Below are 26,171 nucleotides of genomic sequence, written 5' to 3' on the forward strand. Positions count from 1 at the left end.
TGCAAATCCGGCCTGTTCACGCGCCGGCCGTGAACAGGCAGGCCGGCGCGATCAGATGCCCAGCCAAATCCTGAGCGGATGCGTTGGATCCGCTAGCAGCCGGACTGCCAGCGCGATCGAGACGATGACGAGCAGCGGCTTGATGATCTTCGCGCCCTTTGCCATCGCATAGCGGGAGCCGACCTGCGCGCCGAGAAACTGGCCCGCTCCCATCAGCAGCCCGACCTTCCAGAGCACGACGCCGTAGAAAACGAAAACGATGAAGGCGCCGAGATTGGAACCGAAGTTGAGGAACTTCGTGTGGGCCGTCGCCTTGAGGATGCCGTAGCCGGCAAGCGAAACAAAGCCGAGCATGAAGAACGAGCCCGTGCCCGGTCCGAAAATGCCGTCATAGAAGCCGATCAACGGTACGAAGGTGAGGGTGAAGAGAAAAGCCGACAGGCGGCGGTGCTTTTCGACGTCGCCGATATTCGGTTTGCAGCCGAAATAGACGGCAATCGCGATCAGCAGAAAGGGCAGCACGCCCTTCAGCGCATCGGCTGGAACGACTGTCGCGATCAAGGCGCCGAGCACCGAACCCGCGGCCGACATCAGCGCCATCGGCAGCTGCTCCTTCAAATTCACATGGCCGTGTCGCGCATAGGCGACGCTGGCGGAGCCCGAACCGAAGAGCGATTGCAGCTTGTTCGTGCCGAGCGATTCGAGCGGCGGAATGCCGGCGATCAGCATGGCAGGAATGGTGATCATCCCGCCGCCGCCGGCGATCGAATCGATGAAGCCGGCAATGAAGGCGGCTACGAACAGAAAGAGCAGCAGGTGGATGGCGAGTTCGGTCACGGAAAGCTCGAGACGAAACGGAATTGCTTCCGCCTTGTGTCAGAGCCGGGCGTGAAAAGCAAAGGCTTGTCGTCGGCAATTTCCGCAGAAAATGCCATTCTGCTGCTGCAAGCTCCCTGTCTTCGCCCGCCGGAGCGGCGGCGCTCGGTTATGTGTTTACGACGCCGTGATGGCGCAATCTGGTTTGACCGCCCGGATGCCCTTCGGTAGAAATGAAGATCATGCGACGGCGTCCGTGCGAGCGGATCGAAAGAGCGTCCGGTGCGGCCGACCCATTCAGGGGGCCAGATCCGGTGCTGTCCTGACCGGTGCGGCTGTCTGCCCAGGCCGGCGCTTCGTGTGGAACGCCGACCGCTGCGCGGCTCCCAACCCCAAAGGCATGGGACTATCGCGCAATTACACTGATTTGCAGCTGCTCTGTGCCCCCGGGCCGTGTGGCGCTGCAGGGGAGCAGCACTGCAGATGTCTTTGGTCACGGGGCCAGTTTCAGCCGCACGACTCGTTCTCGGCCTCGGCTGCGAGCGAAATACAGCGCCCGGGGAAGTGATCGCGCTTGCCGAGCGGGCACTCGCCGACGCCGGCGCGTCGAAGAGCGATATTGCATTCGTGGCTTCGCTGGACGCGCGCGCCGAAGAGCCGGCCATTCACGCGGCAGGCCGGCATTTTTCCGTGCCCGTCCGCTTCTTCGACGCTGCGACGCTCGAGGCAGAAGCCGCGCGACTTAAGAATCCGTCCGAGATCGTCTTTGCCCATACCGGCTGCCACGGCGTTGCCGAGGGCGCTGCATTGGCGGGGGTCGGGCGTGACGCAGTGCTGCTCGTTCCAAAGATCCGCTCGGCCCGGGCCACGGCAGCGATCGCAGGACCGCGGCACCATGCCTTCACCCGCGAAACCGAAGCCGGCGCCACGGGAGGCGGCTGATGCCTTGCGCGGGCACACACGTGTTGTCATTTCATACGCAGATTCAATGTTCTGCCATCATTTCCTACGAGAGAGAATAAGCTCAGATGTTTCGCCAGGACCGGAGTAATAAGGGGTGACGGATATGTTTTTTGCCGGCCTGCCGAAGCTCGAACCCGGTTCCGTCTGGCTGGTCGGTGCCGGACCCGGCGATCCCGGTCTTTTGACGCTCCATGCCGCCAATGCGCTTCGCCAGGCGGATGTGATCGTTCACGATGCGCTGGTCAATGCCGATTGCCTGAAGCTCGCCAGCCCGGACGCCAAGCTTGAATTTGCCGGCAAACGCGGCGGCAAGCCGTCGCCGAAGCAGCGTGATATCTCGCTGCGCCTGGTCGAGCTCGCACGCGCCGGGCTCCGGGTACTACGCCTCAAGGGCGGCGATCCCTTCGTCTTCGGTCGCGGTGGCGAGGAGGCATTGACCCTTGTCGAACACGGTATTCCATTCCGTATCGTGCCCGGCATCACTGCGGGGATCGGCGGACTGGCCTATGCCGGCATCCCGGTGACCCACCGCGAAGTCAATCACGCGGTCACCTTCCTCACTGGCCACGATTCCTCCGGCGTTGTGCCAGACCGGATCAACTGGGAAGGCATCGCCAAGGGCTCGCCGGTCATCGTCATGTACATGGCGATGAAGCATATCGGACAGATTTCGGCGAACCTCATCGCTGCCGGGCGTGCGCCCGACGAGCCGGTTGCCTTCGTCTGCAATGCGGCGACGGCCGAGCAGGCGGTGCTCGAGACCACGCTTTCCCGCGCCGAAGCCGATGTGGCGGCATCCGGGCTGGAGCCGCCGGCAATCGTCGTCGTCGGCGAGGTCGTTCGGCTGCGTCCGTCGCTTGATTGGCTCGGCGCACTCGATGGCCGCACACTTGTCGCCGATCCGTTCGCGAGCCAAATCCGCCGGGACCCGGCATGAGCGGTCTGATGATTGCCGCCCCGAGCTCCGGCTCCGGCAAGACGACGGTGACGCTCGGTCTTCTGCGGGCGCTGGCGCGGCGCGGCGTCTCCATTGCGCCGGGCAAGGCAGGCCCAGATTATATCGATCCCGCCTTCCATACGGCCGCAAGCGGCAAGGCCTGCCTCAACTATGATCCCTGGGCGATGCGGCCGGAACTGCTACTCGCCAACGCTGCGGCTGCGGCGAAGGATGGCTCGACGCTGATCGTCGAGGCGATGATGGGGCTCTATGACGGCGCTGCGGACGGGACCGGATCGCCGGCGGACCTCGCCGCGACGCTGGGGCTGGCGGTGGTCCTGGTCGTCGATTGCGCCCGGCTTTCCCACTCGGTCGCGGCGCTGGTGCGCGGCTATATGGATCATCGCGACGATATGCGCGTCGCCGGCGTCATCCTGAACCGCGTGGGAAGCGACCGCCATGAGGCGATGCTCCGCGATGCGCTCGACCGCGCAGGCGTGGCAATTTTCGGCGTGCTGCGCCAGGATGCCGCGTTGAAGCTGCCGGAACGGCATCTGGGCCTTGTCCAGGCCGGCGAGCACGAGTCGCTCGAAGATTTCATCGAGCACGCCGCGGCGCGCGTCACTGCGGCCTGTAACGTCGAAGCCCTTCTCGCAACAGCGTCTGCCTTGCGGGGGAAGCCGGCGCAAGGCGCCCGGATGCTGAAGCCGATCGGCCACCGGATTGCCGTTGCCCGCGACGTCGCCTTTGCCTTCAGTTACGAGCATGTGCTGGCCGGCTGGTTGAGCCAGGGAGCGCAAATCTCGTTCTTTTCGCCGCTGGCCGATGAAGCGCCCGATGCCGGCGCCGACGCAATCTATCTGCCGGGCGGCTATCCGGAATTGCACGCCGACCGGCTCGCCAGGGCTACTCGTTTCCGAGCCGGGATCCATGCCGCGGCCGATCACGGTGCGCGCATCTTCGGTGAATGCGGCGGCTACATGACGCTCGGCGAAGGTCTTGTCGCAGCGGACGGCAAGCGTTACGAGATGCTCGGGCTGTTGCCGCTGGTCACCAGTTTCGCGGAACGCAAGCGGCATCTCGGCTACCGGCGCGTGGCGCCTTTCGACAATGAATTTTTCGAGGGACCGATGACGGCGCACGAATTTCACTATTCGACCATCGTTTCCGAAGGGGCGGCCGCGCCGCTCTTCGCCGTTTCTGATGCGGCAGGTGTAGACCTCGGCCATGCCGGCCTTCGCCGCGGCAATGTTGCCGGTTCCTTCGTGCATCTCATCGATCTTTCGGAGTGACGATGACCGCGCCGATCGTCCATGGCGGCGGGATCACCGAGGCCGCGGCCCGCTTCGGCGGCGCGCCAGACGATTGGCTCGACCTTTCAACCGGCATCAATCCGTGCCCGGTCGCGCTGCCGAAGATCGACGCGCGGGTCTGGCATCGGCTGCCGGATCGCCACCTGGAGGAGGCAGCCCGCGCAGCCGCATCCAGCTACTATCGGACCGGCGACCTCATGCCTCTGCCGGTTCCCGGAACCCAGGCTGTCATTCAGTTGCTGCCGCGGCTTGCCGACTTGAAAAGGCGCGCCGCTATATTCGGGCCGACCTATGGCGAATATGAGCGCGTCTTGACCGGCGCCGGCTTTGCCGTCGACCCTGTCGCGCGTGCCGATGATCTCTCTGCGGCGCACGGGCTCGCGGTCCTGGTAAATCCCAATAACCCCACGGGCCGGGTTTTTCCGCCCGACCAAGTGCTTGCAATGGCAAGGGAGATGGAGGCGAGCGGCGGACTGCTCGTCGTCGACGAGGCCTTCGGTGACCTCGATCCGGAAACAAGTGTTGCGCCGCATGTCGACGCACAGCACAACCTCGTCGTCTTCCGTTCCTTCGGCAAGTTCTTCGGCCTTGCGGGCCTGAGGCTCGGCTTCGTCGTTGCAAACGCCGCGGTCACGGAATCTTTCCGCGAATGGCTTGGCCCCTGGGCGGTGTCAGGCCCGGCACTTGCCGTTGCGGCGAGGCTGATGGAAGGCGACACGGAGGCGGTCAGGGAAGGTATTCTCGAACGCAATGCGGCTCTCCATGCGGTGCTTCGTGGCGCCGGCATGGACGTCATCGGTGGTACCGGTCTCTTCGCGCTCGTCGACCACGAACGGGCAAACGATCTTCATACGGCGCTCTGCGGGGAGCACATTCTGACGCGCAAGTTCGACTACGACCGGCGCTGGCTGCGGATCGGCCTGGCCGCGGATGCGAATGGCGACCGCCGTCTTGCCGAAGCCTTGCAGCGAGCAGGAGTTTAGATGTCGGCTGAAATTTTCCTCATCCTCGTCGTCGCGCTGATCATCGACCGCATCGTTGGCGATCCAGATTGGCTTTGGGAGCGGTTGACGCATCCGGTGGTACTCTTCGGCAAGGCCATCGGCGTTTTCGACGCGGCGCTCAATCGCGGTGGGCACGGTGGCTGGCTAAAAATGCGGGGCGTTGCGGCCATCGTCATCCTTGTCGCAGCAAGCATGCTGCTCGGTGTGGTGCTCAATCGGCTGTTCGATGTTCTCGGTGCGCTCGGTTTCGTCCTGGAGGCGCTGACCGTTGCGGTTTTCCTGGCCCAGAAGAGCCTCGCCGATCACGTCCGCCGCGTCGCCGACGGATTGCGCCGTGACGGCCTGGAAGGGGGCCGGAAGGCCGTGTCGATGATCGTCGGCCGGGACCCGAAAACGCTTGATGAGCCTGGCGTCTGCCGTGCGGCTATCGAGAGCCTTGCGGAGAATTTTTCCGATGGGGTCGTCGCTCCCGCCCTTTGGTATGCGATTGCTGGGCTCCCCGGCCTTTTCGCTTACAAGATGCTGAATACGGCCGATTCGATGATCGGCCATAAGAGTCAGAAATACCTTCATTTCGGCTGGGCCTCGGCGCGGCTCGACGACCTCGTCAATCTTCCGGCCGCACGGCTTTCGGCTCTTCTCATCGCCGCAGGGGCTCGCTTGAAGCGCGGCGCCGAAGCGGCGAAGGCCGCAATCGAGGTGGCCAAGAGCGATCACGCTTTTCACCGCTCGCCTAACTCCGGCTGGCCCGAGGCGGCGATGGCCGGCGCGCTCGATATCCAGCTTGCCGGGCCACGGGTCTATGGCGGGGCGCGCGTCGAGGAGCCGATGATCAACCGCCCCGGCCGCGCAGTCGCGACGGCAGCCGACATCGACGACGCGGTGATCGTCTTTTACGGTGCCTGCAGCGCGATCACCTTGAGCGCCGCCGTCCTGGTTCTGCCGTTCCTGCTTTTCTGAAACTCCAGCAGCAGGCGACGATGATGCCCTCTGAGTTCTGGTTTCGTCGCTCCGGCCGCAAACCTCTCATCATCGCGCATCGCGGCGGCGCGGCGCTTGCTGCCGAAAACACCGCGGAGGCGCTGCATGCCGCCGCAGGCGCTGGCGCAGATGCCATCGAGACGGACATTCGCCTGACGAAGGACGGCGCTCTCATTTGCATGCACGATGACGATCTTCGACGGCTCTGCGGTGATGGACGCACTGTTTCGGATGTCGATTTGGAAACGCTCCGGCGCCTGCTGCCGGCCACGATGACGCTTCGAGAGGCGCTGACCTCCTCGGGCTCGCTAGGGGTGCTCCTGGATGTCAAGCTTTCCGACCCGCAGCACGTCCAGCGCATCGTCGACGAGGTCACCGGTGCGAGTGCGACCGAGCGAACGATGCTTGGCCTCCGCAGCCTCGACCTCATCGCTGCAGTCCGCTCCGCCAGAGCGGACATCGCCATTCTCGCTTTCTTGGAGGAGCCGGACTCCGCCACTCGGGCTCGGCATGCCGGTGCAGACTGGTTCAGGCTATGGCAGGGCGCAGCGAGCCCCGAACGTGCGGCGATCGTTCGCCACGCCGGCCTGCTCCTCACGGTGATGGTGGGTCAGCCGCGTTCGATTCCGATGCCGGAATACCCGCCGTTTCCGGTCGGGCTGGTCGACGGAGAAGGACTTGAGCGCCTGCGCGCGATTGGGCCTGACGCCATCCTCTTGGACGATCCGCGCCTGGCGGCAGGTCATTTCGGATAAGGCCGTGAGGAAGCGGATCAGCTGTCAACGGGCACGACACCTCAGCCGACCGGCACTCGGTCGCCGATTAGCAACACCGTTTTTCAAATCTGGGTCGCAAAACTCCGCGAGGCATTGGCTTTTGCGGTGCATTTTTCTATAGGGATCGCCAAGACTCGATTTTCAAGAGGTAAGCGCGTGACAGCTACATTCGACAAGGTTGCCGACATCATTTCGGAAACGAGCGAGATCGACCGCGAGACGATCAAGCCGGAAAGCCACACGATCGATGATCTCGGCATCGACAGCCTGGACTTCCTCGACATCGTCTTTGCGATCGACAAGGAATTCGGCATCAAGATTCCGCTTGAGCAGTGGACCCAGGAAGTCAACGAAGGCAAGGTGTCGACCGAGGAATACTTCGTGCTGAGGAACCTCTGCGCCAAGATCGACGAGCTTCGCGCCGCCAAGGCCTGATCGCCTCGCCGCCGACACGGTTCGATCCGTTTACCGATGCCGCCTGCTGCGTCCTTCGCTTGACAGGCGGCATCGGCATTTTTACTTGAGCCCGAAACGAACGGGATGAGCCCTGATGCTCCTTGAATATTTCCAGATGATCGATCGGATCGAAACCGTGGATCTCGCGGCGGGCCGGCTGACGGCGCGGTCCATCGTGCCGGAGAAGAGCCCGGTCTTCGAGGGGCATTTTCCCGGCTATCCGCTGGTTCCCGGCGTGCTGCTGATCGAAACCATGGCGCAGGCCTCCGGCTTTCTCGTGCTTGCTGTCACCAAATTCGTGGCGATGCCCTTCCTGATGTCGGTCGACGGCGCCAAGATGCGCACATTCGTCGAGCCTTCCGCCGAGCTCGAGATCGAAGCATTCCTGGAGCACGAGGGCTCGGGTTTCGCGGTGACCAAGGCCAAAATCGCATCGGGCGGCAAGAAGATCTGCGATGCCCAGCTAAAGTTGAGGACGATGCCGTTCGATCAGGTGCCGCTTGGCGAGATCGTCCGCAGGCGTGCCGAGGAAGTGGGACTGATGGCCGCTGCGGCCGCTTCGGAGAAATAAGATGACCAAATCCGCAAACGACGTGGTGATCACCGGCGTCGGCATTGTGACGAGCCAGGGCGTCGGCGCCGAGCCGCATGTTGCCCTGCTGAGTTCCGTCGAACCGCCGAAGGCCCGGGTCGAGACCGAGCGCTTTGCGCCTTATCCGGTCCATCCCCTGCCGGAGATCGACTGGTCGGCGCAGATCGCCAAGCGCGGCGATCAGCGGCAGATGGAGAACTGGCAGCGCCTCGGCGTCTTCGCAGCCGGGCTCGCGCTGGACGACGCGGGGCTCAAGGACAATCTCGAAGCCTGCGGCAGCATGGACATGATCGTCGCTGCCGGCGGCGGCGAACGCGATATCAATGTCGACTCGCTGATCGTCGATGAGGGCCTGAAGCGCAATGATCGCGAACAACTCCTGAACGAGAAGCTGACGACGGAGCTCCGCCCGACGCTCTTTCTTGCCCAGCTCTCCAATCTTCTGGCCGGCAACATCTCGATCGTCCACAAGGTGACGGGCTCGTCTCGCACCTTCATGGGCGAGGAAGCGGCGGGCATTTCGGCAATCGAAACCGCCTTTGCCCGCATCAAGGCCGGGCAGTCGACGCATACGCTCGTCGGCGGCGCCTTCTCGGCCGAACGCCTCGACATCATCCTGTTGATCGAAGCCATCCAGGGACATGCGCTTGGCGAGTGGCAGCCGATCTGGTCGCGCGATCCCGAGAACGGCGGCGGCATGATCCTGGGGTCCGTCGGCGCATTCCTCGTTCTGGAATCGCGCGAATATGCCGAAGCCCGCGGCGCCCGCATCTATGCCACGATCGATGCGATCGAAGGCGATCGCGGCAGCCGCGAAGACGGCCGGTTCGAGGCACGGCTCCGGGATCTGGCACGACCTGCCGCAGAACTTGAGCCGCAGTCGACCGTGGTGTTTTCCGGCACCAGCGGCTTCCACGACCTGGCGCGCCGCGAGAAGGCATTCCTCGACACGGAGTTCGCCGGACGGCCGGTCCGCGCCTATGGCGGTCTCGTCGGTCACGGTATCGAGGCGCAGTTCCCGGTCGGCATGGCTTTTGCCGCGCTCTCGCTCGGGCATTCGGCGAAGGTGCCGCCCTTCGATCCTGCCGAGGCGCCGATGACGGCGTCCGCCAAGGCGGCGATCGTCACGACCATCGGCCATTCCCGCGGCGAAGGCGTCGCCGTGCTTTCCGCGGAATAAGGAGCTCAAGCATGAGCAAGGCTTACACCGATCACCTCGGCCGCCCGATCGTCGCCATTACCGGCATGGGCGTCATCACCTCGCTCGGCCAGGGGCTGGAGGACAACTGGGCGGCGCTCAGCGGCGGCGTTTCCGGCATTCACAAGATTACCCGCTTCCCGACGGAGGGCCTTTCGACCCGCATCAGCGGCACGGTCGATTTCATCGAAATTCCGGCCGACAACGCCGTCGAACGCTCCTATGCGATGGCGCGCGAGACGACCTTGGAAGCGCTCGCGCAGGCCGGTCTTTCCGGCGATTTCAACGGCCCGCTCTTCCTCGCAGCGCCGCCGATCGAACCGGAGTGGAACGCGCGCTTCGAGCTCGCGGACCGGGCGCCGGCCTCGGAACGGCCGGGCGACGCCTATAACCGCTTCCTCGCCGCGATGCGCCAGAAGGCCGATCCGGTCTTCCACGAGGCCGTGCTCTTCGGGTCGATTTCCGAGCGGCTTGCCGATCGTTTCGGGACGCGCGGCCTGCCGGTCACGTTGTCGACGGCTTGTGCCTCGGGCGCCACCGCGATCCAGCTTGGCGTCGAGGCGATCCGCCAGGGCCGTACCGACCGGGCGCTGACGGTTGCGACCGACGGTTCGGTCAGCGCCGAGGCGCTGATCCGCTTCTCGCTGCTTTCGGCGCTCTCGACCCAGAACGATCCGCCGGAAAAGGCCTCGAAACCCTTCACCAAGGATCGAGACGGCTTCGTCATCGCCGAAGGCGCGGCCACCCTGGTGCTGGAATCGCTCGAAGCGGCACTCGCCCGCGGCGCCCGCATCTACGGCATTCTCAAGGGCTGCGGCGAAAAGGCGGATCTCTTCCACCGCACGCGCTCGTCGCCCGATGGTGGGCCGGCGATTGCGACGATCCGCGCGGCGCTTGCGGATGCCGGCATCGATGAAACCGGCATCGGCTACATCAATGCCCACGGCACCTCGACGCCGGAGAACGACAAGATGGAATATCTGTCGATGTCGGCCGTCTTCGGTGAGCGCCTGCCGTCGATACCGGTTTCGTCCAACAAGTCGATGATCGGCCACACGCTGACCGCCGCCGGTGCGGTCGAGGCGGTTTTCTCGATCCAGACGATGCTCACCGGCACGCTGCCGCCGACCATCAACTACCAGAACCCGGACCCGGCGATCGTTCTCGACGTCGTGCCGAACGTGAAGCGCAGCCAGCAGGTCACCGCGGTCCTGTCGAATTCCTTCGGTTTCGGCGGCCAGAATGCCAGCCTTGTCATGACCGCCGAGCCGGCCTAAGCCGCTCGACGATCGAATACCTGCCTTCCGCAAAGGAAAGACCATGCGCGCCCTGCAACTGCTCGATGACCGCAAGCTCGAAATTACCGACCTGCCGGAACCGGAGACGCCCGGTCCGGGCGAGGTGACGCTGCGGGTCAAGGCCGTCGCGCTCAACCATATCGACGTCTGGGGCTGGCGCGGCATGGCCTTTGCCAAGCGCAAGATGCCGCTGGTCATCGGCGCGGAAGCGTCCGGCGCTGTCGAGAGCATCGGACCGGGTGTGGCAAATGTCCTGCCGGGCCAGCTCGTTTCGATCTACGGTGCGCGCACCTGCGGCCTCTGCCGCCCCTGCAAGGAAGGGCGCGACAATCTGTGCGAGCATGTCGGCGGCGTGCACGGTTTCCATCTCGACGGCTTCGCCCAGGAGAAGATCAATCTGCCGGCTCGCCTGCTGGTCCCGGCGCCGCCCGGTGTCGACGCGGTCGGTGCGGCACTGGCGCCGGTCACCTTCGGTACGGTCGAGCACATGCTGTTCGATAATGCCAAGCTCGAGCCGGGCGAAACGATCCTTGTCCATGCCGGCGGCTCCGGCATCGGCTCGGCGGCGATCCAGCTCGCCAAGAAGATCGGCTGCACGGTCATTACCACGGTCGGTTCCGACGACAAGATCGAGAAGGCGAGGGCGCTCGGCGCCGACCACGTCATCAACTATCGCACCGACCGTTTCGAGGGCGTGGTACGCAAGCTCACCAAGAAGAAGGGAGTCGATGTCGTCTTTGAGCATGTCGGCAAGGACACCTGGGCGGGCTCGATGCTGTCGATGAAGCGCGGCGGCCGGCTCGTCACCTGCGGCTCGACCTCGGGCGTCTCGACCGACATGAATCTGATGATGCTCTTCCAGCAGCAGTTGAAGCTGCTCGGCTCCTTTGGCTGCCGCATGGAAAACATGGCGAACGCCATGCAGAAGATGGCGCGCGGCCTCGTTCATCCGGTGATCGATACCGAAGTCGGCCTCGCCGACATCGATCGTGCGCTCGAGCGGATGGAGTCTCGGCAGATCTTCGGCAAGATTATTCTGCGGATGGATTGATCCCGGTGCGGATGCTGATCACACGGCTGGTGCTCGCTGCCGATCGCTTCCGGCAATGGCTGATCGCACAGCTCGTCTTCCTGCTTCTCAATGTTTTGAAGCTCTTTCCGGCGGATGCGGCGATCAATTTCATGGATCGCGTCGCGCGCTGGATCGGTCCGAAGACCCGCCGCCATAAGCTGACGCTTACCAATCTGCGCAATGCCTATCCTGAGAAGAGCGACGCCTGGATAAAGGAGACCGCGCTCGAAAGCTGGGGCAATATGGGCCGGCTCGCGGCCGAATATGTCTTCCTCGACCGGCTCTTCGACTTCGATCCGCACCGCGCCGAGCCGGGCAGGGTGGAGGTCTCGGGCATTCCGCTCTTCCTGGAGCTGCGAGACAATCCGCGGCCCTTCATCGTCTTCACGGCGCATAGCGGCAATTTTGAGATGCTGCCTGTGGCGGGCTCCGCCTTCGGGCTGGACGTCACCGTTCTCTTCCGGCCGCCGAACAATCCTTACATGGCCGACAAGGTCTTCCAGTTCCGCCAGGAGCGGATGGGCAATCTCGTGCCCTCCCATGCGGGCTCCTCCTTTGCGCTCGCCCGCCAGCTCGAACGCGGCGGCGGCGTCGGCGTGCTGGTCGACCAGAAATTCCGCAAGGGCCTGAAGACGAAGTTCTTCGGCCAGGACGTCCAGACCAATCCGCTGCTCGCGAAACTTGTTCGCCAGTTCAATTGCGAGGTCTATCCGGCCCGTTGCATCCGCCTCCCCGGCGGCCGATTCCGGCTGGAACTCGAGCCGGCCGTCGAAATTCCGCGCAGGGCCGATGGCAGCGTCGATGTCACGGCGACGGCGCAGATGCTGAACGACAAGGTCGAGAGCTGGGTTCGCGAATATCCGGGCCAGTGGCTCTGGTATCACGACCGGTGGCGTATCAAGCGCAGTCTCTGAAGCAATCTCATTCGATTTGCGGGGCGTTCTCCGCGGTTCCGAGCCGCCAGGCTGCGCGCCGGCGAAGGGCAATCGCGAGATGGGGGCACCCAATCTGGCGGACGCGATCTGGTTGAACGGGGAGGGCGAGCGGGCGATCGTCAACCGGATGAAGGCACCGAAGCATGGCGTCATGCCGGCCTGGCTGCCTCGCATGGGCGATACGACAGTCAAGCAACTCGCGGTCTTCGTCCACTCCCTCGGCGGCGGCGAGTAGCAAAGCAACCCGAGAAAGCGCGCTGCGAGCCGCGCGTCCTTCTGGGCGCGCGGCTTTTCGTGCGCAGTTCAACAGGAGATGCTAAACTTTGCCGGCGGCGGGATGCCAATGGAAATTGGCAGTTGCCGCGAGGGGCCTGTGCCGCGGCGCCGCTCCTTACAGCTATCCATTGTGGCGGTGGTCACGCGGGAGGAGAAGCGGATGTCACAGGAATGGCCCATGTTCATCCTCCAGTGCATCGTCGTCTTCGGCCTCGTCAGCGCGCTTTTCATCCGCTTCGGCGAATAGCCCTTCGCCGTCCACTCCGCCCGTCGAACATTTCGAACTGCCGCTATTGCTTGGACCAGACCGCCAGCTCGTAACCGTCCGGATCGGCAAAGTGAAAGCGCCTGCCGCCGGGGAAGGTGAAGATCGGTTTGACGATCCTGCCGCCGGCGCCCTCGACGCGGGCGAGCGCGCCTTCCAGCTCATCGGCATAGATGATGACGAGCGGCCCTCCGCTGCGGACCGGACCGAGCGTCGTGAAGCCGCCGGTCAGCCGGCCGTCGGCGAACTCGCAATATTCCGGACCGTAATCGGTAAAGGTCCAGCCGAACGCGCTGCCGTAGAAGGCCTTGCTCGCCGCGATGTCCGCCACGTTGAATTCGATATAGTCGATCCGTCGGTCGCTACCGGTCATGGCGATGTCCTTTGCCGTCTTTTGATTCTTCCAGAATGGTCTTCAAGGTGTCGAGATCCTTTTGAACGCAGGCGGCATCCGCCGCTAATTGTTCGTCACTCATGTCGAACTGTCTCAGTAGGGTGAACATCACTTCCGCGCCGTCGCCATTCGGCACCACCCGGAGCGCGTTGTGGATCTTCGCGCCGTTCTCGAGCTTCACCAAATGGTCCACGACGCCGAACTCATTGGCGGGAGCGAAACGAACACGGGCATTGCCGAGCGGGCCCGGCGCGATCCATTCGTCGCCGTCACGCGCAAGCCCCGTCGAGAGCCCGGAGGCCCAAAGCGGCATCTTTTGGTGATCGGCCATGAAGGCGTAGACATCGCGCCAGTCTCGCTCGATCGAGACGTGGATAATTCTGGCGGCCATCGTGGTCATGCGCGTCTCCGTTTTGAGTTCGGATAGCACCTCGTTGTGCAATGGTCTTGAACGAAACGGCCAATCGTGCTGCTGAAATCACCCCTTCGATTTCTCTGATGGGTCTGGAGCGAATTGCCGCAGGATTTCGCCGGGCGTCAGCGAGGTGAGCTCCCTCGTTTCCCGGGTAAGGTGTGCCTGGTCGGCATAGCCGGCATCGGCGGCGAGGGCCGCCAATTTGTCCTGCGGCCGGCCGCGGCCGGCAGCCAGGAAGCGCTGCAGGCGCAGCACGCGATCTAGGGTCTTGGCGCCATAGCCGAAATGCTCGAGGCAGAGACGGCGGAGACTTCGCTCGCTAGAGCCGGTTGTTCGCGCCAGGTTTCGGATGGGATCGGCCGCGGCTGGGCGAGCCTCGTGGAGATGCTTCACCAACGAAGCGATGTTCGGTGGCGGGGGGTGCGCGGTCGAGAGGCGGCCTTTAAATGCGCCTGCCAATATCGCGAGCCGCTCGGTGGCGTCCCGTGCCAGCGCCATCCGCTCGTCCATTTCGTTGGCCGCTCGCCCCCAAAGGAGATCGAGTGGGACCGTCCGGCCGGTCAACCCGCTCAACGGCGTGCGCAGCCAGGCGGCCGCTGCACCAATTCTGAACCGGGCACCGAAGATGGTTTCGCCTGCGGCGAGCTTGGGGAAGGCGGCGACACGGTCGGGTCCAACGATTGCCGGGCCGCCGGACGTCCAGATGACGTCGGCGCAGCCGTCCGGTACGACGGCCATGCTTGGCGCTTCGCCGTCGGGGAGTCGATGCAGCCACAGGCATTTGAAATAGGCAGCAAGCGCGCCGGCGGCGGGCCGCTCCCGGTAAATGCCCGTGCTTTGCGCAAGTCGCGGCGGTGTGATGTTCGGCATGCCCGGCTCTCCTCGGTGTCGGCGCTACTACGGCGACACGGCAGCCATCTTACAGCCGGAAGTGGGCCGAAAGGAGCTGATTGTTGCCGGGGGCGACGCACCGCGCGCATTCGACTCCAGAACTTGACGCAGATCAAGGATCTGGGTCGGTCTCAGCCTCGCTGCATTCCGCTGGACGGCGCGTGCTCGACGACGGCGACGGCAAGCCGGAGAAGCAGTGATTTTCTCAGGAATGGCTTGTCGTAAATCGATTTGAGTGCCAAAACAGCCTCCTCCGCCGCATGTTGCCGGCACCCCCTTCGCGGGCCACCGGGACGTGCGCAGTTCAATTCGAAGGAGCCGGCACCGACGCGACTTCGCGGCCCGTGCATGGCTCTCCTGCCCAATGGAGGGAAGCACGTGTCACAGGCGGAAATCGGCCTCATCGGTCTCGGCGTCATGGGATCGAACCTGGCACTCAATATCGCGGAAAAAGGCAACAAGATCGCCGTTTTCAACCGTTCGGTTGACGCGACGCGGAAATTCTACGCGGAGGCGGGCGCGCTCAAGGAACAGATCGTTCCCTGCGAAACGATCCAGGAATTCGTCGCCGCTATCCGTCCGCCGCGCCCGATCATTATCATGATCAAGGCCGGCGACCCCGTCGACCAGCAGATGCAGGCGCTGAAGCCCCATCTCGACAACGGCGACATCATGATCGACGCGGGTAACGCCAATTTCCGCGACACGATGCGCCGCTTCGATGCGTTGAAGGATAGCGGCCTCACCTTCATCGGCATGGGAGTTTCCGGCGGCGAGGAGGGGGCGCGCCATGGACCGTCAATCATGGTCGGCGGTACGGAGGAATCCTATCGCCGCGTCGAGAAGGTGCTGACCTCGGTCGCCGCGAAATACGACAATGATCCCTGCGTCGCTTGGCTCGGCGAAAACGGCGCCGGCCACTTCGTCAAGACGATCCATAACGGCATCGAATATGCCGACATGCAGATGATCGCCGAGATCTACGGCATCCTGCGCGACGGACTGAAGATGACGGCGCAGGAGATCGGCGAGGTCTTCGGTGCCTGGAACAAGGGCCGGCTCAATTCCTACCTGATCGAAATCACCGAAAAGGTTTTGAAGGCCGCCGATCCTTTGACCGGCAAGCCCATGGTCGACCTGATCCTCGACAAGGCCGGACAGAAGGGCACCGGCAAATGGTCGGTGATCGAGGCGCAGAACATGGGCGTGCCGGCGACCGCCATCGAGGCGGCCGTCGCCGCCCGCAGCATCTCCTCGGCGAAGGAGGAGCGTGAGGCAGCCGAAAAGATCCTCGGGCTGCCGCCGGTTGGCGAGTTCAAGGTGACGGACAAGCAAGCCTTCATCAAGGACCTCGAAAGCGCGCTGCTCGCCGGCAAGATCGGCGCCTATGCGCAGGGCTTCGCGGTGATGTCGGCCGCCTCGAAGGAGTTCGACTGGAACCTCCCGATGCCGACGATCGCCCGGATCTGGCGGGCCGGCTGCATCATCCGCTCGCAATTCCTCGACGAGATCACCACCGCCTTCACCAAGGCGCCGGATGCGGCCAACCTGATCGTCACGCCCGCCTTCGCGGCGATGGTCAAGGAAACCGACGGGGCGCTCCGCCGGGTCGTTTCCGCGGCGGTGCTCGGCGGCCTGCCGGTGCCGGCGCTCGCCTCGGCGCTCGGCTATTTCGACAGCTACCGCCGCGGCCGCGGCACGGCGAACGTCATCCAGGCGCAGCGCGACTTCTTCGGCGCTCACGGTTTCGACCGCGTCGACGGCGCCGACAGCCACCACGGACCGTGGGGCAGCGGCTTGACCGCTTAGTTTAGAATCAGTTCAGATCGCTTCTACCAAAGGAAGGGTGGCGCCGGTCGCCCTTCCGCGGCAAGCTCACGACATCTCAAGCAAGGGAGCAATCGGGAAGGCAGCATGAAATTCAGGGTGATCGAAGGGGGCAAGGCGATCGACACTGGGTCCGGAACCGGGCCGGGAGGTATCCGCGGCGAGGCGGAGCGGCGCATAAGGGCGTCGGGCTACGAGCAATGGCGGGTACGCAGCCTAGCCACGGGTGCGCCGATGCCGCATTCCATCCGATATCTGAAGATGCAGATCGATTTCGTCGCCGAGAAACTCGAACAGCTCAATCCGATCCCGGCGGATTTTACCGACGACAAGTACTGGCCAGCCGTGAGCATATGAAGCATAAGCACGGGCTCGATCGGTTCACTTCTTCCCCTGCGGATAGATCGTCTCGCCGCGCTTCAGCATCTCGACAAAGGTCTCGATCTTCTTCTTTCGACCGGCTTCGGTTTTCATGTTGTGGGTGCGGAAGGCCAGCGCGAAGCGGTTCTGTTCGCTAAGCTTGCTAAGCATCTCCCTGGCCTTGGGTTCGGCTTCGATTGCGGCCTGGAGGTCGTCGGGGATCTTCATGTCCTTGCCGCTCTTATAGGCGCGGTCCCAGCGGCCGTCGGCCTTGGCCATCTCCACCTGCCGAAGCCCGTGCTCCGTCATCCGGCCGTCCTCGATCAGTCGCGCGACATTATCGACATTGATCTGGCTCCAGGTGCTCTTCCTGCCACGTGGCGTGTAGCGTTGGAGAAAGCTTTTCTCATCGAGCCCCTTGCGCACCCCGTCGATCCAGCCCCAGCAGAGCACCACGTCTATGGCCTGCTTGGGCGTGATCGACTTGAGCCCCGACCCAACTTTGTGGACCTTGATCCAGACTTCGTCCTGCTTGTCGTGGTGCTTGCCGAGCCAGGCATAAAAGGCTGCGGGGTCCTCGAATTCATGCACTTTGTCGGGATCGACCTTGACGGGCGGCATCAGTCAGTTTCCTCCTGGCGGTGACATCATCGCTCCTGAATCGGCGAGCCTACAAGGCGCCGCTGTCGCCTTCCAGCCCTCACCCTACGACGCGAACCGACAAGCGGGGCGCGGTAAACGCAACTGGCGTGCGCAACGGGCTCGTGAGATGGTTAAGTTACGTGGATGATTGGCCCCGGCATGCCTGCGCGTTCCGGATAACGTGACCTCCAACGGAAAGAGGCTCGCATGCCCGCGGTTTCGAACCTGAGCTACGATGCCTGGCTCGAGCACGCCTTTGGCCACTCGATCAGGCCGCACGGCTATCCCTGGTTCTTCGACGAAGATCCGCCTTGGTGGAATCCAGAGCCGCCCGTCGCCATCGAGTACTTCACGAGGCTCTTTTCGACAACTGAGCACTCGCTCGCCAGCTTCTCCGATGCGCAGATTGCCCAGGGACTCACCTATCTCCTGAGCACCAGCGCCTCGGGTGACAACGGGTGGTTCTACAGCACCTCAACGCCGACGGGGGCGCGGCTCTCCTGCATTGAGGCCATAGAGAACGTCTTCACCGATCTATTCGCACCTCGCTGTGCTGCTGTGTTGGGCCACGTAGACGAGCCCGGCGCGGCTCCCCTGAACACTGTCTGTTACATGTGGTGGGACGAGTTCCCGTCTTTGGCGCTCCCGGACGATCCTTCTTGCGACCGCATGCAGAAGGCAGCGATCGATGTCATGCGCCGCACGCTAGGCCTCAGCTCGATCGCGTGCCAGGAAGCAGCCCTCCATGGCCTCGGCCATTGGGCACGGTACCGGCCGAGCGACGTCGCCGCGGCCGTCGACGAATTCCTCGGCGACGGGCGCAGCAAACGGGCCGAGATCGTCTCCTATGCCCGATCCGCGAGGTGCGGCTGCGTCCTTTGAAACATTGTGAAATCTGAAATGTTCGTCCGCGGCGGTGCATCTCATCGGTGTCGCCTCTGGATGAAAGCGTCCGGCAAGGTGTAGACTTGCTCCATTGAGGGGCGAGGGAGGGGCTAGTGCCGACGAATGAAGCAAAGGGACGCCATCTGGCCGTTGTCCTGGCTGCCGACGTCGCTGGGTACAGCCGTCTCATGTCGGAAGACGAAGAGGCGACGCTCAGCCTACTTACTAAGTATCAGGAGATTATTGCGGGTCTTGTCGCCGAACACCGCGGTCGGGTGTTCAACATGGCTGGCGATGGCGTCATGGTTGAGTTCGCAAGTGCCGTGCAGGCGCTGCGTTGCGCCGTCGCTATTCAGCGCGCCCTCGGCCGCCGCAATATCGATCTCCCCGAACGCCGCCGCATGATGTTCCGCATCGGCATCAATCTTGGCGACGTAATCGCCCGCGGCGGTGATCTCTTCGGAGACGGGGTCAATATAGCGGCGCGGCTGCAGACCCTCGACGAACCGGGCGACATCTGTATCTCTGCTTCCGTGCATGATCAAATCGTCGGAAAGCTAAGCTTTGCGTGTGAGTGCCTCGGCGAAAAAACCTTAAAAAATATCGCGCGACCGGTGCGCGCCTATCGCGTCCGCTCCAGCATGGAGCCGCCTGTGCCGATAACCGAGCTCCAGAGCGGCTCTTTGGCCTTGCCGGACAAGCCGTCGATCGCGGTGATGCCATTCGTCAATATGAGCGGAGATGCCGAGCAGGATTACTTTGCTGACGGCCTGACGGAGGATCTTATTACGGCCCTCGCAAAGTTCCGGTGGTTTTTCGTCATCGCCCGCAATTCGAGCTTCACCTACAAGAACCGCGCCGCCACGGTGCAGCAGATCGGCAGTGAACTCGGCGTGCGTTATGTGTTGGAGGGGAGCACGCGCAAATCGAGCGACAGGGTTCGCGTCACGGCGCAGTTGGTGGAAGCGGAAACCGGCCATCATGTCTGGGCCGAACGGTACGACCGTGACCTGGCGGAGCTCTTCGCGCTGCAGGACGAGATCGTCGACCGCGTTGCCGGCGCGATCGAGCCGGAAATGCTGAGAATGGAGACCCTACGGGTGCGGCGCAAAGCGCCGGAGAACCTGACCGCCTGGGAACTGATCTTTCGCGGCATGTGGCACTTCTATCAGTTCACGCCGGCAGAGCATCGCTGTGCGCGCGAGCTGTTTCGCAAGGCGATCGTGGCGGCGCCCGATATCGCCGAAGGATACACGTGGCTTGGCAGGTGCAACGCGGGGACGCTGTTCTTCCGGTGGAGCGAGAACCCCGCGGGGGACATGGCGGAGGGATGGCAGGCGGCGCTGCGTGCCGCGCAACTTGCCGAAACCGACCCCTATGCGCATTATGCGGTGGGAATTATGAGTGTCGTCATGGGTAGGCTCCATCGGGCAATGGAGGCCGCCCAAAGATCGATTGACCTCAGTCCCAGCTTTGCGCTCGGCTATATGCTCCTCGGTATGTCGCGCCTCTTCCTCGGCCGGGCCGGCCAGGCGATTGAGCCATTTCAGAGAGGCCTGCGCCTCAGTCCGCACGATCCGCTTGCATTCCTATGGCTGCATTTCCTGGCCTTCGCGCATTTCCTCACAGGGGAGTACGAAGAATCGCTTCAACCGGCGCTCAATGCCGCGGCCAAGCGGCCGGATCTACCCTCCACGCACTGCGCACTCGTCTGTTGTCTCGTGGAACTGGGGCGCCAGCGTGAGGCCGAACAGGCAGCCGCCGAAATGCAACGGAACTCGTCTGAAGGACAGGAGGAACTCGGCGAGTTCGTATCGCGCTTCGTCAATCCCGAGCAACGCGAACAAATACGCATTAGTCTCCGCAAAGCGGGCTGGCAGGGCAACTGGTAGCCCGCGGATCGACCGACCTAGTCTAAACTTCCGGCGATCTCTGCATCGGCGGCTGGAATTCGGGCTGGCTGAGGCTTTGAAGCGTTTCGGGAGGGCTTCCCTCGATGCGGCCGACGACCGCCTTGGCGAGTTCGCGTCCGGCGACCCGGATATCCTCGTACATGGTCATCACTTCCGGGCGCAGCCAGCGCAGGAAGTCGCTCGGGACCTTGGAGACCATGTCTGCGTCCTCGCCGAGCTTCTTGCGCGCCGCCTCGATGCCGGCAATCAGCGCAATGGCACCCGAGCCGCTGCCGGAGACGATCCCGTCGGGGGCGTCCGAAGAGCCCATCAGCTTCTCGAAAGCGTCGCGGATGGCGACGAGGCTGTAGTCGATGTTGACCTGATGGAAGCTCACCGACTCCGCGCCGAAATCCTTGAGACCGTGCTCGAAGCCGGTGCGCATGTGGGAATGGAAGGTGAGGTGCGGCGGCGGTTCCAGGAGCACCAGCCGGCGCCTGCCGCGCTCGACAAGCCTGCGCACCGCCTCATACGCGAAGCGTCCGTTGTCGAAGTCGTGATAGGGATGGGCGATCCCCATTTCGGTCCGGCCATGTGTCGCGAAGGGAAATTGACGCTCGGTGAGCAGCGTCACGCGTGGATCGTTCGGCTCCATTCGAGAGATGATCACGCCGTCGGCAGCGCCGGTATCGAGAATGTAGCGGATCGGCCCGAGCGGATCCTTGGAGGAACTATAGGGCGTGACGACGAGATGATACGGCGTGCCGGCGAGGATCTCGGTGATGCCGATGACCATCGGGCTGGTGATGCCCATGATCTCTTCCTCGAGCGTCAGCACCAGGCTGATGACATTCGTCTTGCCGGTCCTGAGGCGGACGCCTGCGCGGTTCGGCTGATAGCCGATCTGCTTGGCGACCAGGCGCACCCGCTCCTTGGTCTCGGCGCCGATGTCGGGCGCGTCCTTCAGCGCGCGGGAAACGGTTGTGATGCCGAGCCCGGTCATGAAGGCGATCGTCTTCAATGTCGGCCTGCCGCCCTCCGTTGGCGGCGCTGCCGCTGGCCTGTTTCTCGTCCTGTCTTCCATGCCCATCACGCAAAGCCCGCTCGTTCGGACCTTCAAGATCGCCGTTCCCAGCCGCACCCCGCGGTGGCCGCTCGCGATAGCCCGTCTCCTTAGCCCGTAGGGGCGTTATATACGATTTGCCCGAACGCACCATATCGGGGCGAGGCGAAATCGTACCTTGAAATCTGTAACGATACAGTAGCGAAGTCGAGCCTTTTTGTTGTTGCGCTGCGAAGGGCGTAAACGGTGAGTTGAATTAGGAGTGCGTGCAGCGTCATGCAGCGTTCGCGAACACTCCATTTGTGATGCGCATCGCAACACGTCGATTTAAATTATGCGTCGCAGGCACTTACGAGATGATTTCTGAAGCGCTGCGGCAGCTTGGTGTGGCCGAATGAACCCATTTACCGGTCCGCAGAATACAACCAAAGGAAGTATTAAAATAATAAATTTGAATTATCCGTTGTGGGTGTTGCGTCGGCAATTGGATTGAACTAAGTTTTTTACGGTAACGTTACAGTGAGGGAGGAGACTCATGAAATTACGTTCTTTGGCCGGCGCTTTGGCCGCAACCGTGGTCCTGCCGTTCGGCCTGGCTCAGGCCACCGATCTGGAGGTCACGCATTGGTGGACGTCCGGCGGCGAAGCTGCCGCGGTCGCCGAACTTGCGAAGGCATTCGACGCGACCGGCAACAAATGGGTTGACGGTGCGATCGCCGGCTCCGGCGGCACGGCGCGGCCGATCATGATCAGCCGCATCACCGGCGGCGACCCGATGGGCGCGACTCAGTTCAACCATGGCCGTCAGGCCGAGGAACTGGTCGAGGCCGGGTTGATGCGCGACCTGACCGATGTCGCTACGCGCGAAAACTGGAAGGAAATCGTCAAGCCGGCCAGCCTGCTCGACTCCTGCACGATCGAAGGCAAGATCTATTGCGCGCCCGTCAACATCCATTCCTGGCAATGGCTGTGGCTTTCGAATGCTGCCTTCAAGCAGGCCGGTGTGCCGGTGCCGAAGAACTGGGACGAATTCGTTGCGGCCGGGCCGGCGCTTGAAAAGGCCGGCATCATACCGCTTGCCGTCGGCGGTCAGCCGTGGCAGGCGGCCGGTGCGTTCGACGTGCTGATGGTGGCGATTGTCGGCAAGGACGTGTTCGAGCAAGTCTTTGCCAAGAAGGATGAGGAAGTCGCAGCCGGACCGGAGATCGCCAAGGTCTTCAAGGCGGCCGACGATGCACGCCGCCTGTCGAAAGGCACCAATGTTCAGGACTGGAACCAGGCGACGAACCTGGTGATCACCGGCAAGGCCGGCGGCCAGATCATGGGCGACTGGGCCCAGGGCGAGTTCCAGGTGGCGGGCCAGAAGGCCGGTGTCGACTATACCTGCCTTCCTGGTCTCGGCGTGAACGAAGTGATCTCGACCGGCGGCGATGCCTTCTACTTCCCGCTGCTCGAGGACGAGGAAAAGTCGAAGGCGCAGGAAGTGCTGGCCTCGACGCTCCTCAATCCGAAAACACAGGTCGCCTTCAATCTGAAGAAGGGCTCGCTGCCCGTGCGCGGCGACGTGGACCTCGCAACCGCCAACGACTGCATGAAGAAGGGACTGGAAATCCTCGCCAAGGGCAATGTTATCCAGGGCACCGACCAGCTGCTGTCGGCCGACAGTCAGAAGCAGAAGGAAGATCTCTTCTCCGAGTTCTTCGCAAACCCGTCGATGACGCCGGAAGACGCGCAGAAGCGCTTCGCGGAAATCATCGCCGCAGCGGACTGATCGCGGCTTCCAGACGGCCTCGCTGCTGCGCGAGGCCGTCGCTCGGCCCGCCGCCGTGCCCGAATGCCGCTGAGGCGGAGCGCGCATGGCAGACAAGGACAGGGGGCCACGTCCCGTGGCCGGCGTTGAAGTTCGGCGGCTTGCTGGTCGCCGGTGCCCCCCGCCGCCAGACATTGTCGCAGTTCCGGAGGAGGAAACATGACGGCTCTAACACGTGGTTCGGGCAGACCGAACCAGTGGCTGCGCAACCTGAATGCGAAGATCGCCTCGATTCCGATGATCCTGACAGCCGTGGTCATCTTCCTCGGCGGCACGATCTGGACTGTCGTCTACTCGTTCACCAACTCGAAATTGCTGCCGCGTCTCTCCTTCGTCGGCCTCGACCAATACGAGCGGCTGTGGGCGGCGCCGCGCTGGATCATCTCCATCCAGAACCTTGCGGTCTACGGCTTCTTCTCGCTGGTCTTCAGCCTGGTGATCGGCTTCGTGCTCGCGGCGCTGATGGACCAGAAAATCCGCTTCGAGAATACCTTCCGAACGATCATGCTCTATCCCTTCGCCCTGTCCTTCATCGTGACCGGGCTGGTCTGGCAGTGGCTTCTCAATCCACAATTCGGCATCCAGTCGATCGTTCGGTCGCTCGGCTGGACAAGCTTCTCCTTCGACCCGCTCTACGATGCCGATATCGTCATCTACGGCATCCTGATCGCCGCGCTCTGGCAGGGCACGGGTCTCGTCATGTGTCTGATGCTCGCGGGCTTACGCGGCATCGACGAGGACATCTGGAAGGCCGCGCGGGTCGACGGCATCCCGATGTGGAAGACCTATGTGCTGATCATCATCCCGATGATGCGCGGCGTTTTCATCACCACCCTGGTGATCATCGCGAGCGGCATCGTCAAGGTCTACGACCTCGTCGTGGCGCAAACGAGCGGCGGCCCCGGCATCGCGTCGGAGGTGCCGGCCAAATACGTCTACGACTACATGTTCCAGGCCCAGAACCTCGGCCAGGGCTTCGCCGCCTCCACCATGATGCTGATCACCGTCGCCATCATCATCGTGCCGTGGGCGTATCTGGAATTCGGAGGAGGCCGCAAGCGTGGATAACATTGCCAGCAACAGCACGCTCACTGCCCATGAAACGGCAACCGGGCGGATCGAAAAGGGCCCGAGCGGCCGCAAGCCGCGCCGCCGGCTATCGCGGCGCAACATCATCGTCTACGGCACCTTGATCGTCGTGGCCCTTTACTACTTGCTGCCGCTCTACGTGATGATCGTGACGTCGCTCAAAGGCATGCCGGAAATCCGCGTCGGCAACATCTTCGCGCCGCCGCTCGAAATCACCTTCGAACCCTGGGTGAAGGCTTGGGCGGAGGCCTGCACGGGGCTCAATTGCGACGGGCTCTCCCGCGGCTTCTGGAATTCGGTCCGCATCACCCTGCCTTCGGTGATCATCTCGATCGCGGTTGCCTCGGTGAACGGCTATGCGCTGGCGAACTGGCGCTTCAAGGGGGCGGAGCTCTTCTTCACCATCCTGGTCATCGGCGCCTTCATCCCATACCAGGTGATGATCTATCCGATCGTGATCGTGCTTCGTGAAATGGGCGTCTATGGCACGCTGACCGGACTTGTCATCGTGCATACGATCTTCGGCATGCCGATCCTGACCCTCCTGTTCCGCAACTACTTCGCGGGACTGCCGGAAGAGCTCTTCAAGGCGGCGCGGGTCGATGGTGCCGGGTTCTGGACGATCTACTTCAAGATCATGCTGCCGATGTCGCTCCCGATCTTCGTGGTGGCGATGATCCTGCAGGTCACCGGCATCTGGAACGACTTCCTGTTCGGCGTCGTGTTCACGCGGCCCGAGTACTACCCGATGACCGTCCAGCTCAACAACATCGTCAATTCGGTCCAGGGCGTGAAGGAATACAACGTCAACATGGCAGCGACGATTTTGACGGGAGCCGTTCCGCTCGTCGTCTATTTCGTCTCCGGTCGGCTCTTTGTCCGCGGCATCGCGGCCGGTGCAGTGAAAGGATAAGCAAGGATGACAAGTGTTTCCGTCAGGGATCTGTCACTGAATTTCGGCGCCGTCACGGTTCTCGACAGGCTCAATCTCGACATCGACCATGGCGAGTTCCTCGTCCTGCTCGGTTCGTCAGGCTGCGGAAAGTCGACGCTGCTGAACTGCATCGCCGGCCTGCTCGACGTGTCCGATGGACAAATCTTCATCAAGGACCGCAATGTGACCTGGGAGGAGCCCAAGGATCGGGGCATCGGCATGGTGTTCCAGTCCTATGCGCTCTATCCGCAGATGTCCGTCGAGAAGAACCTTTCCTTCGGCTTGCAGGTCGCCAAAATTCCGCATGCGGAAATCGACAAGCGCGTGAAGCGCGCCGCGGAAATCCTGCAGATCCAGCCGCTGCTGAAGCGGAAACCCTCGGAGCTCTCCGGCGGCCAGCGCCAGCGCGTGGCGATCGGCCGGGCGCTGGTGCGCGACGTCGACGTCTTTCTCTTCGACGAGCCGCTGTCGAACCTGGACGCCAAGCTGCGCTCCGAATTGCGGGTCGAGATCAAGCGGCTGCACCAGTCGCTGAAGAACACGATGATCTACGTCACGCACGATCAGATCGAAGCGCTGACGCTCGCCGACCGCATCGCCGTGATGAAGAGCGGGGTCATCCAGCAGCTCGCCGATCCGATGACCATCTACAACGCCCCAGAGAACCTCTTCGTTGCCGGCTTCATCGGCTCGCCGTCGATGAACTTCTTCCGCGGCGAGCTGGAGGCGAAGGACGGCCGCAGTTTCGTTCGGGTCGACGGCGTTGCCTTCGACGTCACCGCCTATCCGGCACGCACGAGGCTTCACCCTGGCCAGAAGGTGGTCCTCGGCCTGAGGCCCGAACACATCAAGGTCGACGAGGCGACGGAAGGGCACGAGGTGCACCCCGCGACGGTCGACATCGAGGAGCCGATGGGCGCCGACAACCTCCTGTGGCTGAGGCTTGCCGGCCAATCCATGTCGGTGCGGATCGCCGGCCAGCGGCGCTACCCACCGGGCAGCACGGTGCGCCTCTCCTTCGACATGGCCGTCGCCTCGATTTTCGACGCAGCCAGCGAAAACCGACTTTGACCGAACATCCGATAGG

28 protein-coding genes and 1 pseudogene are annotated in these 26,171 nt (G+C 63.2%); 22 read left to right on the forward strand and 7 right to left on the reverse strand.

Going from position 1 to position 26,171, the window contains the following annotated elements:
* Positions 1–51: 51 nt before the first annotated feature.
* Positions 52–837: a TSUP family transporter gene (locus tag CO664_RS06540; RefSeq protein WP_097538212.1), complete on the reverse strand. Its 786-nt coding sequence runs from the start codon at positions 835–837 to the stop codon at positions 52–54.
* A gap of 462 nt (positions 838–1,299) precedes the next feature.
* Between CO664_RS06540 and CO664_RS06545 the strand changes: the two genes are divergently transcribed.
* The 14 genes and pseudogenes from CO664_RS06545 (at position 1,300) to CO664_RS30615 (ending at position 12,864) form a co-directional block, all read left to right on the forward strand.
* The gene (locus CO664_RS06545) at positions 1,300–1,758 is read left to right on the forward strand and encodes a cobalamin biosynthesis protein (protein WP_037423678.1); all 459 of its coding nucleotides are present in this window, start codon (positions 1,300–1,302) and stop codon (positions 1,756–1,758) included.
* A gap of 115 nt (positions 1,759–1,873) precedes the next feature.
* A complete protein-coding gene (gene cobA / locus CO664_RS06550) occupies positions 1,874–2,716 on the forward strand; it encodes a uroporphyrinogen-III C-methyltransferase (protein ID WP_097538213.1) in 843 nt (280 codons plus the stop codon).
* Positions 2,713–4,008: a cobyrinate a,c-diamide synthase gene (locus CO664_RS06555; protein ID WP_097538214.1), complete on the forward strand. Its 1,296-nt coding sequence runs from the start codon at positions 2,713–2,715 to the stop codon at positions 4,006–4,008. The genes cobA and CO664_RS06555 overlap by 4 nt, the downstream gene beginning before the upstream one ends.
* Positions 4,009–4,010: 2 nt before the next feature.
* Positions 4,011–5,012, forward strand: a complete 1,002-nt coding sequence (gene cobD, locus CO664_RS06560) for a threonine-phosphate decarboxylase CobD (RefSeq protein ID WP_097538215.1) — start codon at positions 4,011–4,013, stop codon at positions 5,010–5,012.
* Positions 5,013–5,993 (forward strand): adenosylcobinamide-phosphate synthase CbiB, encoded by a 981-nt coding sequence (gene cbiB / locus CO664_RS06565; protein ID WP_097538216.1) that lies wholly within the window; start codon positions 5,013–5,015, stop codon positions 5,991–5,993. It begins immediately after the preceding gene.
* 23 nt (positions 5,994–6,016) lie between these two features.
* Entirely contained in the window at positions 6,017–6,769 is a 753-nt protein-coding gene (locus CO664_RS06570) for a glycerophosphodiester phosphodiesterase family protein (RefSeq protein ID WP_097538604.1), read from the forward strand.
* Between the two features lie 177 nt (positions 6,770–6,946).
* The gene (locus CO664_RS06575) at positions 6,947–7,225 is read left to right on the forward strand and encodes an acyl carrier protein (protein WP_097538217.1); all 279 of its coding nucleotides are present in this window, start codon (positions 6,947–6,949) and stop codon (positions 7,223–7,225) included.
* A 115-nt stretch (positions 7,226–7,340) separates the two neighbouring features.
* Complete coding sequence (locus tag CO664_RS06580; protein WP_097524945.1) at positions 7,341–7,817, forward strand: 3-hydroxyacyl-ACP dehydratase FabZ family protein; 477 nt, start codon at positions 7,341–7,343, stop codon at positions 7,815–7,817.
* A 1-nt stretch (position 7,818) separates the two neighbouring features.
* Positions 7,819–9,018 (forward strand): beta-ketoacyl-ACP synthase, encoded by a 1,200-nt coding sequence (locus CO664_RS06585; RefSeq protein ID WP_097538218.1) that lies wholly within the window; start codon positions 7,819–7,821, stop codon positions 9,016–9,018.
* Between the two features lie 11 nt (positions 9,019–9,029).
* Entirely contained in the window at positions 9,030–10,313 is a 1,284-nt protein-coding gene (locus CO664_RS06590; RefSeq protein WP_097538219.1) for a beta-ketoacyl-ACP synthase, read from the forward strand.
* Between the two features lie 43 nt (positions 10,314–10,356).
* Positions 10,357–11,385, forward strand: coding sequence for a zinc-binding dehydrogenase (locus CO664_RS06595; protein WP_037423703.1), 1,029 nt, complete (start codon positions 10,357–10,359; stop codon positions 11,383–11,385).
* 11 nt (positions 11,386–11,396) lie between these two features.
* Positions 11,397–12,320 carry a lipid A biosynthesis lauroyl acyltransferase gene (locus CO664_RS06600; RefSeq protein ID WP_037423706.1) on the forward strand — a complete coding sequence of 308 codons (924 nt, stop codon included), beginning with the start codon at positions 11,397–11,399 and terminating at the stop codon, positions 12,318–12,320.
* 61 nt (positions 12,321–12,381) lie between these two features.
* Positions 12,382–12,576: pseudogene (locus CO664_RS06605) on the forward strand (cytochrome C oxidase Cbb3); the annotation flags it as partial.
* A gap of 108 nt (positions 12,577–12,684) precedes the next feature.
* Positions 12,685–12,864 (forward strand): hypothetical protein, encoded by a 180-nt coding sequence (locus tag CO664_RS30615; RefSeq protein WP_162109160.1) that lies wholly within the window; start codon positions 12,685–12,687, stop codon positions 12,862–12,864.
* A gap of 43 nt (positions 12,865–12,907) precedes the next feature.
* Here the strand turns inward: CO664_RS30615 and CO664_RS06615 are convergent, their stop codons facing one another.
* The 3 genes from CO664_RS06615 to CO664_RS06625 form a co-directional block, all read right to left on the reverse strand.
* Positions 12,908–13,261, reverse strand: a complete 354-nt coding sequence (locus tag CO664_RS06615) for a VOC family protein (RefSeq protein ID WP_176536538.1) — start codon at positions 13,259–13,261, stop codon at positions 12,908–12,910.
* Entirely contained in the window at positions 13,245–13,676 is a 432-nt protein-coding gene (locus CO664_RS06620) for a polyketide cyclase (RefSeq protein WP_097525067.1), read from the reverse strand. The genes CO664_RS06615 and CO664_RS06620 overlap by 17 nt, the downstream gene beginning before the upstream one ends.
* Positions 13,677–13,754: 78 nt before the next feature.
* On the reverse strand, positions 13,755–14,561 hold the full coding sequence (locus CO664_RS06625) for a helix-turn-helix domain-containing protein (RefSeq protein ID WP_097538221.1): 807 nt from the start codon (positions 14,559–14,561) through the stop codon (positions 13,755–13,757).
* 399 nt (positions 14,562–14,960) lie between these two features.
* Here CO664_RS06625 and gndA point away from each other — a divergent pair, with 399 nt between their 5' ends.
* On the forward strand, positions 14,961–16,391 hold the full coding sequence (gene gndA / locus CO664_RS06630) for an NADP-dependent phosphogluconate dehydrogenase (RefSeq protein WP_097538222.1): 1,431 nt from the start codon (positions 14,961–14,963) through the stop codon (positions 16,389–16,391).
* Between the two features lie 105 nt (positions 16,392–16,496).
* Entirely contained in the window at positions 16,497–16,766 is a 270-nt protein-coding gene (locus CO664_RS06635) for a hypothetical protein (RefSeq protein WP_037423718.1), read from the forward strand.
* Between the two features lie 24 nt (positions 16,767–16,790).
* Here CO664_RS06635 and CO664_RS06640 read toward each other — a convergent pair whose 3' ends face one another.
* Positions 16,791–17,390 carry a YdeI/OmpD-associated family protein gene (locus CO664_RS06640; RefSeq protein WP_097538223.1) on the reverse strand — a complete coding sequence of 200 codons (600 nt, stop codon included), beginning with the start codon at positions 17,388–17,390 and terminating at the stop codon, positions 16,791–16,793.
* Positions 17,391–17,618: 228 nt separating this feature from the next.
* Here CO664_RS06640 and CO664_RS06645 point away from each other — a divergent pair, with 228 nt between their 5' ends.
* The gene (locus tag CO664_RS06645) at positions 17,619–18,293 is read left to right on the forward strand and encodes a hypothetical protein (protein ID WP_097538224.1); all 675 of its coding nucleotides are present in this window, start codon (positions 17,619–17,621) and stop codon (positions 18,291–18,293) included.
* A gap of 221 nt (positions 18,294–18,514) precedes the next feature.
* Here the strand turns inward: CO664_RS06645 and CO664_RS31130 are convergent, their stop codons facing one another.
* A complete protein-coding gene (locus CO664_RS31130) occupies positions 18,515–18,835 on the reverse strand; it encodes a hypothetical protein (RefSeq protein ID WP_234820110.1) in 321 nt (106 codons plus the stop codon).
* 114 nt (positions 18,836–18,949) lie between these two features.
* Here CO664_RS31130 and CO664_RS06650 point away from each other — a divergent pair, with 114 nt between their 5' ends.
* Positions 18,950–20,188: a transcriptional regulator gene (locus tag CO664_RS06650; protein WP_234820112.1), complete on the forward strand. Its 1,239-nt coding sequence runs from the start codon at positions 18,950–18,952 to the stop codon at positions 20,186–20,188.
* Between the two features lie 22 nt (positions 20,189–20,210).
* Here CO664_RS06650 and CO664_RS06655 read toward each other — a convergent pair whose 3' ends face one another.
* Positions 20,211–21,272, reverse strand: coding sequence for a LacI family transcriptional regulator (locus CO664_RS06655; RefSeq protein ID WP_097538605.1), 1,062 nt, complete (start codon positions 21,270–21,272; stop codon positions 20,211–20,213).
* A gap of 514 nt (positions 21,273–21,786) precedes the next feature.
* Between CO664_RS06655 and CO664_RS06660 the strand changes: the two genes are divergently transcribed.
* The 4 genes from CO664_RS06660 (at position 21,787) to CO664_RS06675 (ending at position 26,155) form a co-directional block, all read left to right on the forward strand.
* Positions 21,787–23,022: an ABC transporter substrate-binding protein gene (locus CO664_RS06660; RefSeq protein ID WP_097538226.1), complete on the forward strand. Its 1,236-nt coding sequence runs from the start codon at positions 21,787–21,789 to the stop codon at positions 23,020–23,022.
* A gap of 198 nt (positions 23,023–23,220) precedes the next feature.
* Positions 23,221–24,129, forward strand: coding sequence for a sugar ABC transporter permease (locus tag CO664_RS06665; protein WP_037426801.1), 909 nt, complete (start codon positions 23,221–23,223; stop codon positions 24,127–24,129).
* Positions 24,122–25,063, forward strand: coding sequence for a carbohydrate ABC transporter permease (locus CO664_RS06670; protein WP_037426799.1), 942 nt, complete (start codon positions 24,122–24,124; stop codon positions 25,061–25,063). The genes CO664_RS06665 and CO664_RS06670 overlap by 8 nt, the downstream gene beginning before the upstream one ends.
* Positions 25,064–25,069: 6 nt before the next feature.
* A complete protein-coding gene (locus CO664_RS06675; RefSeq protein ID WP_097538227.1) occupies positions 25,070–26,155 on the forward strand; it encodes an ABC transporter ATP-binding protein in 1,086 nt (361 codons plus the stop codon).
* Positions 26,156–26,171: the final 16 nt, after the last annotated feature.

It is taken from the genome of Sinorhizobium sp. NG07B, assembly GCF_002532005.1.
GTDB classification, from domain to species: domain Bacteria; phylum Pseudomonadota; class Alphaproteobacteria; order Rhizobiales; family Rhizobiaceae; genus Sinorhizobium; species Sinorhizobium fredii_C.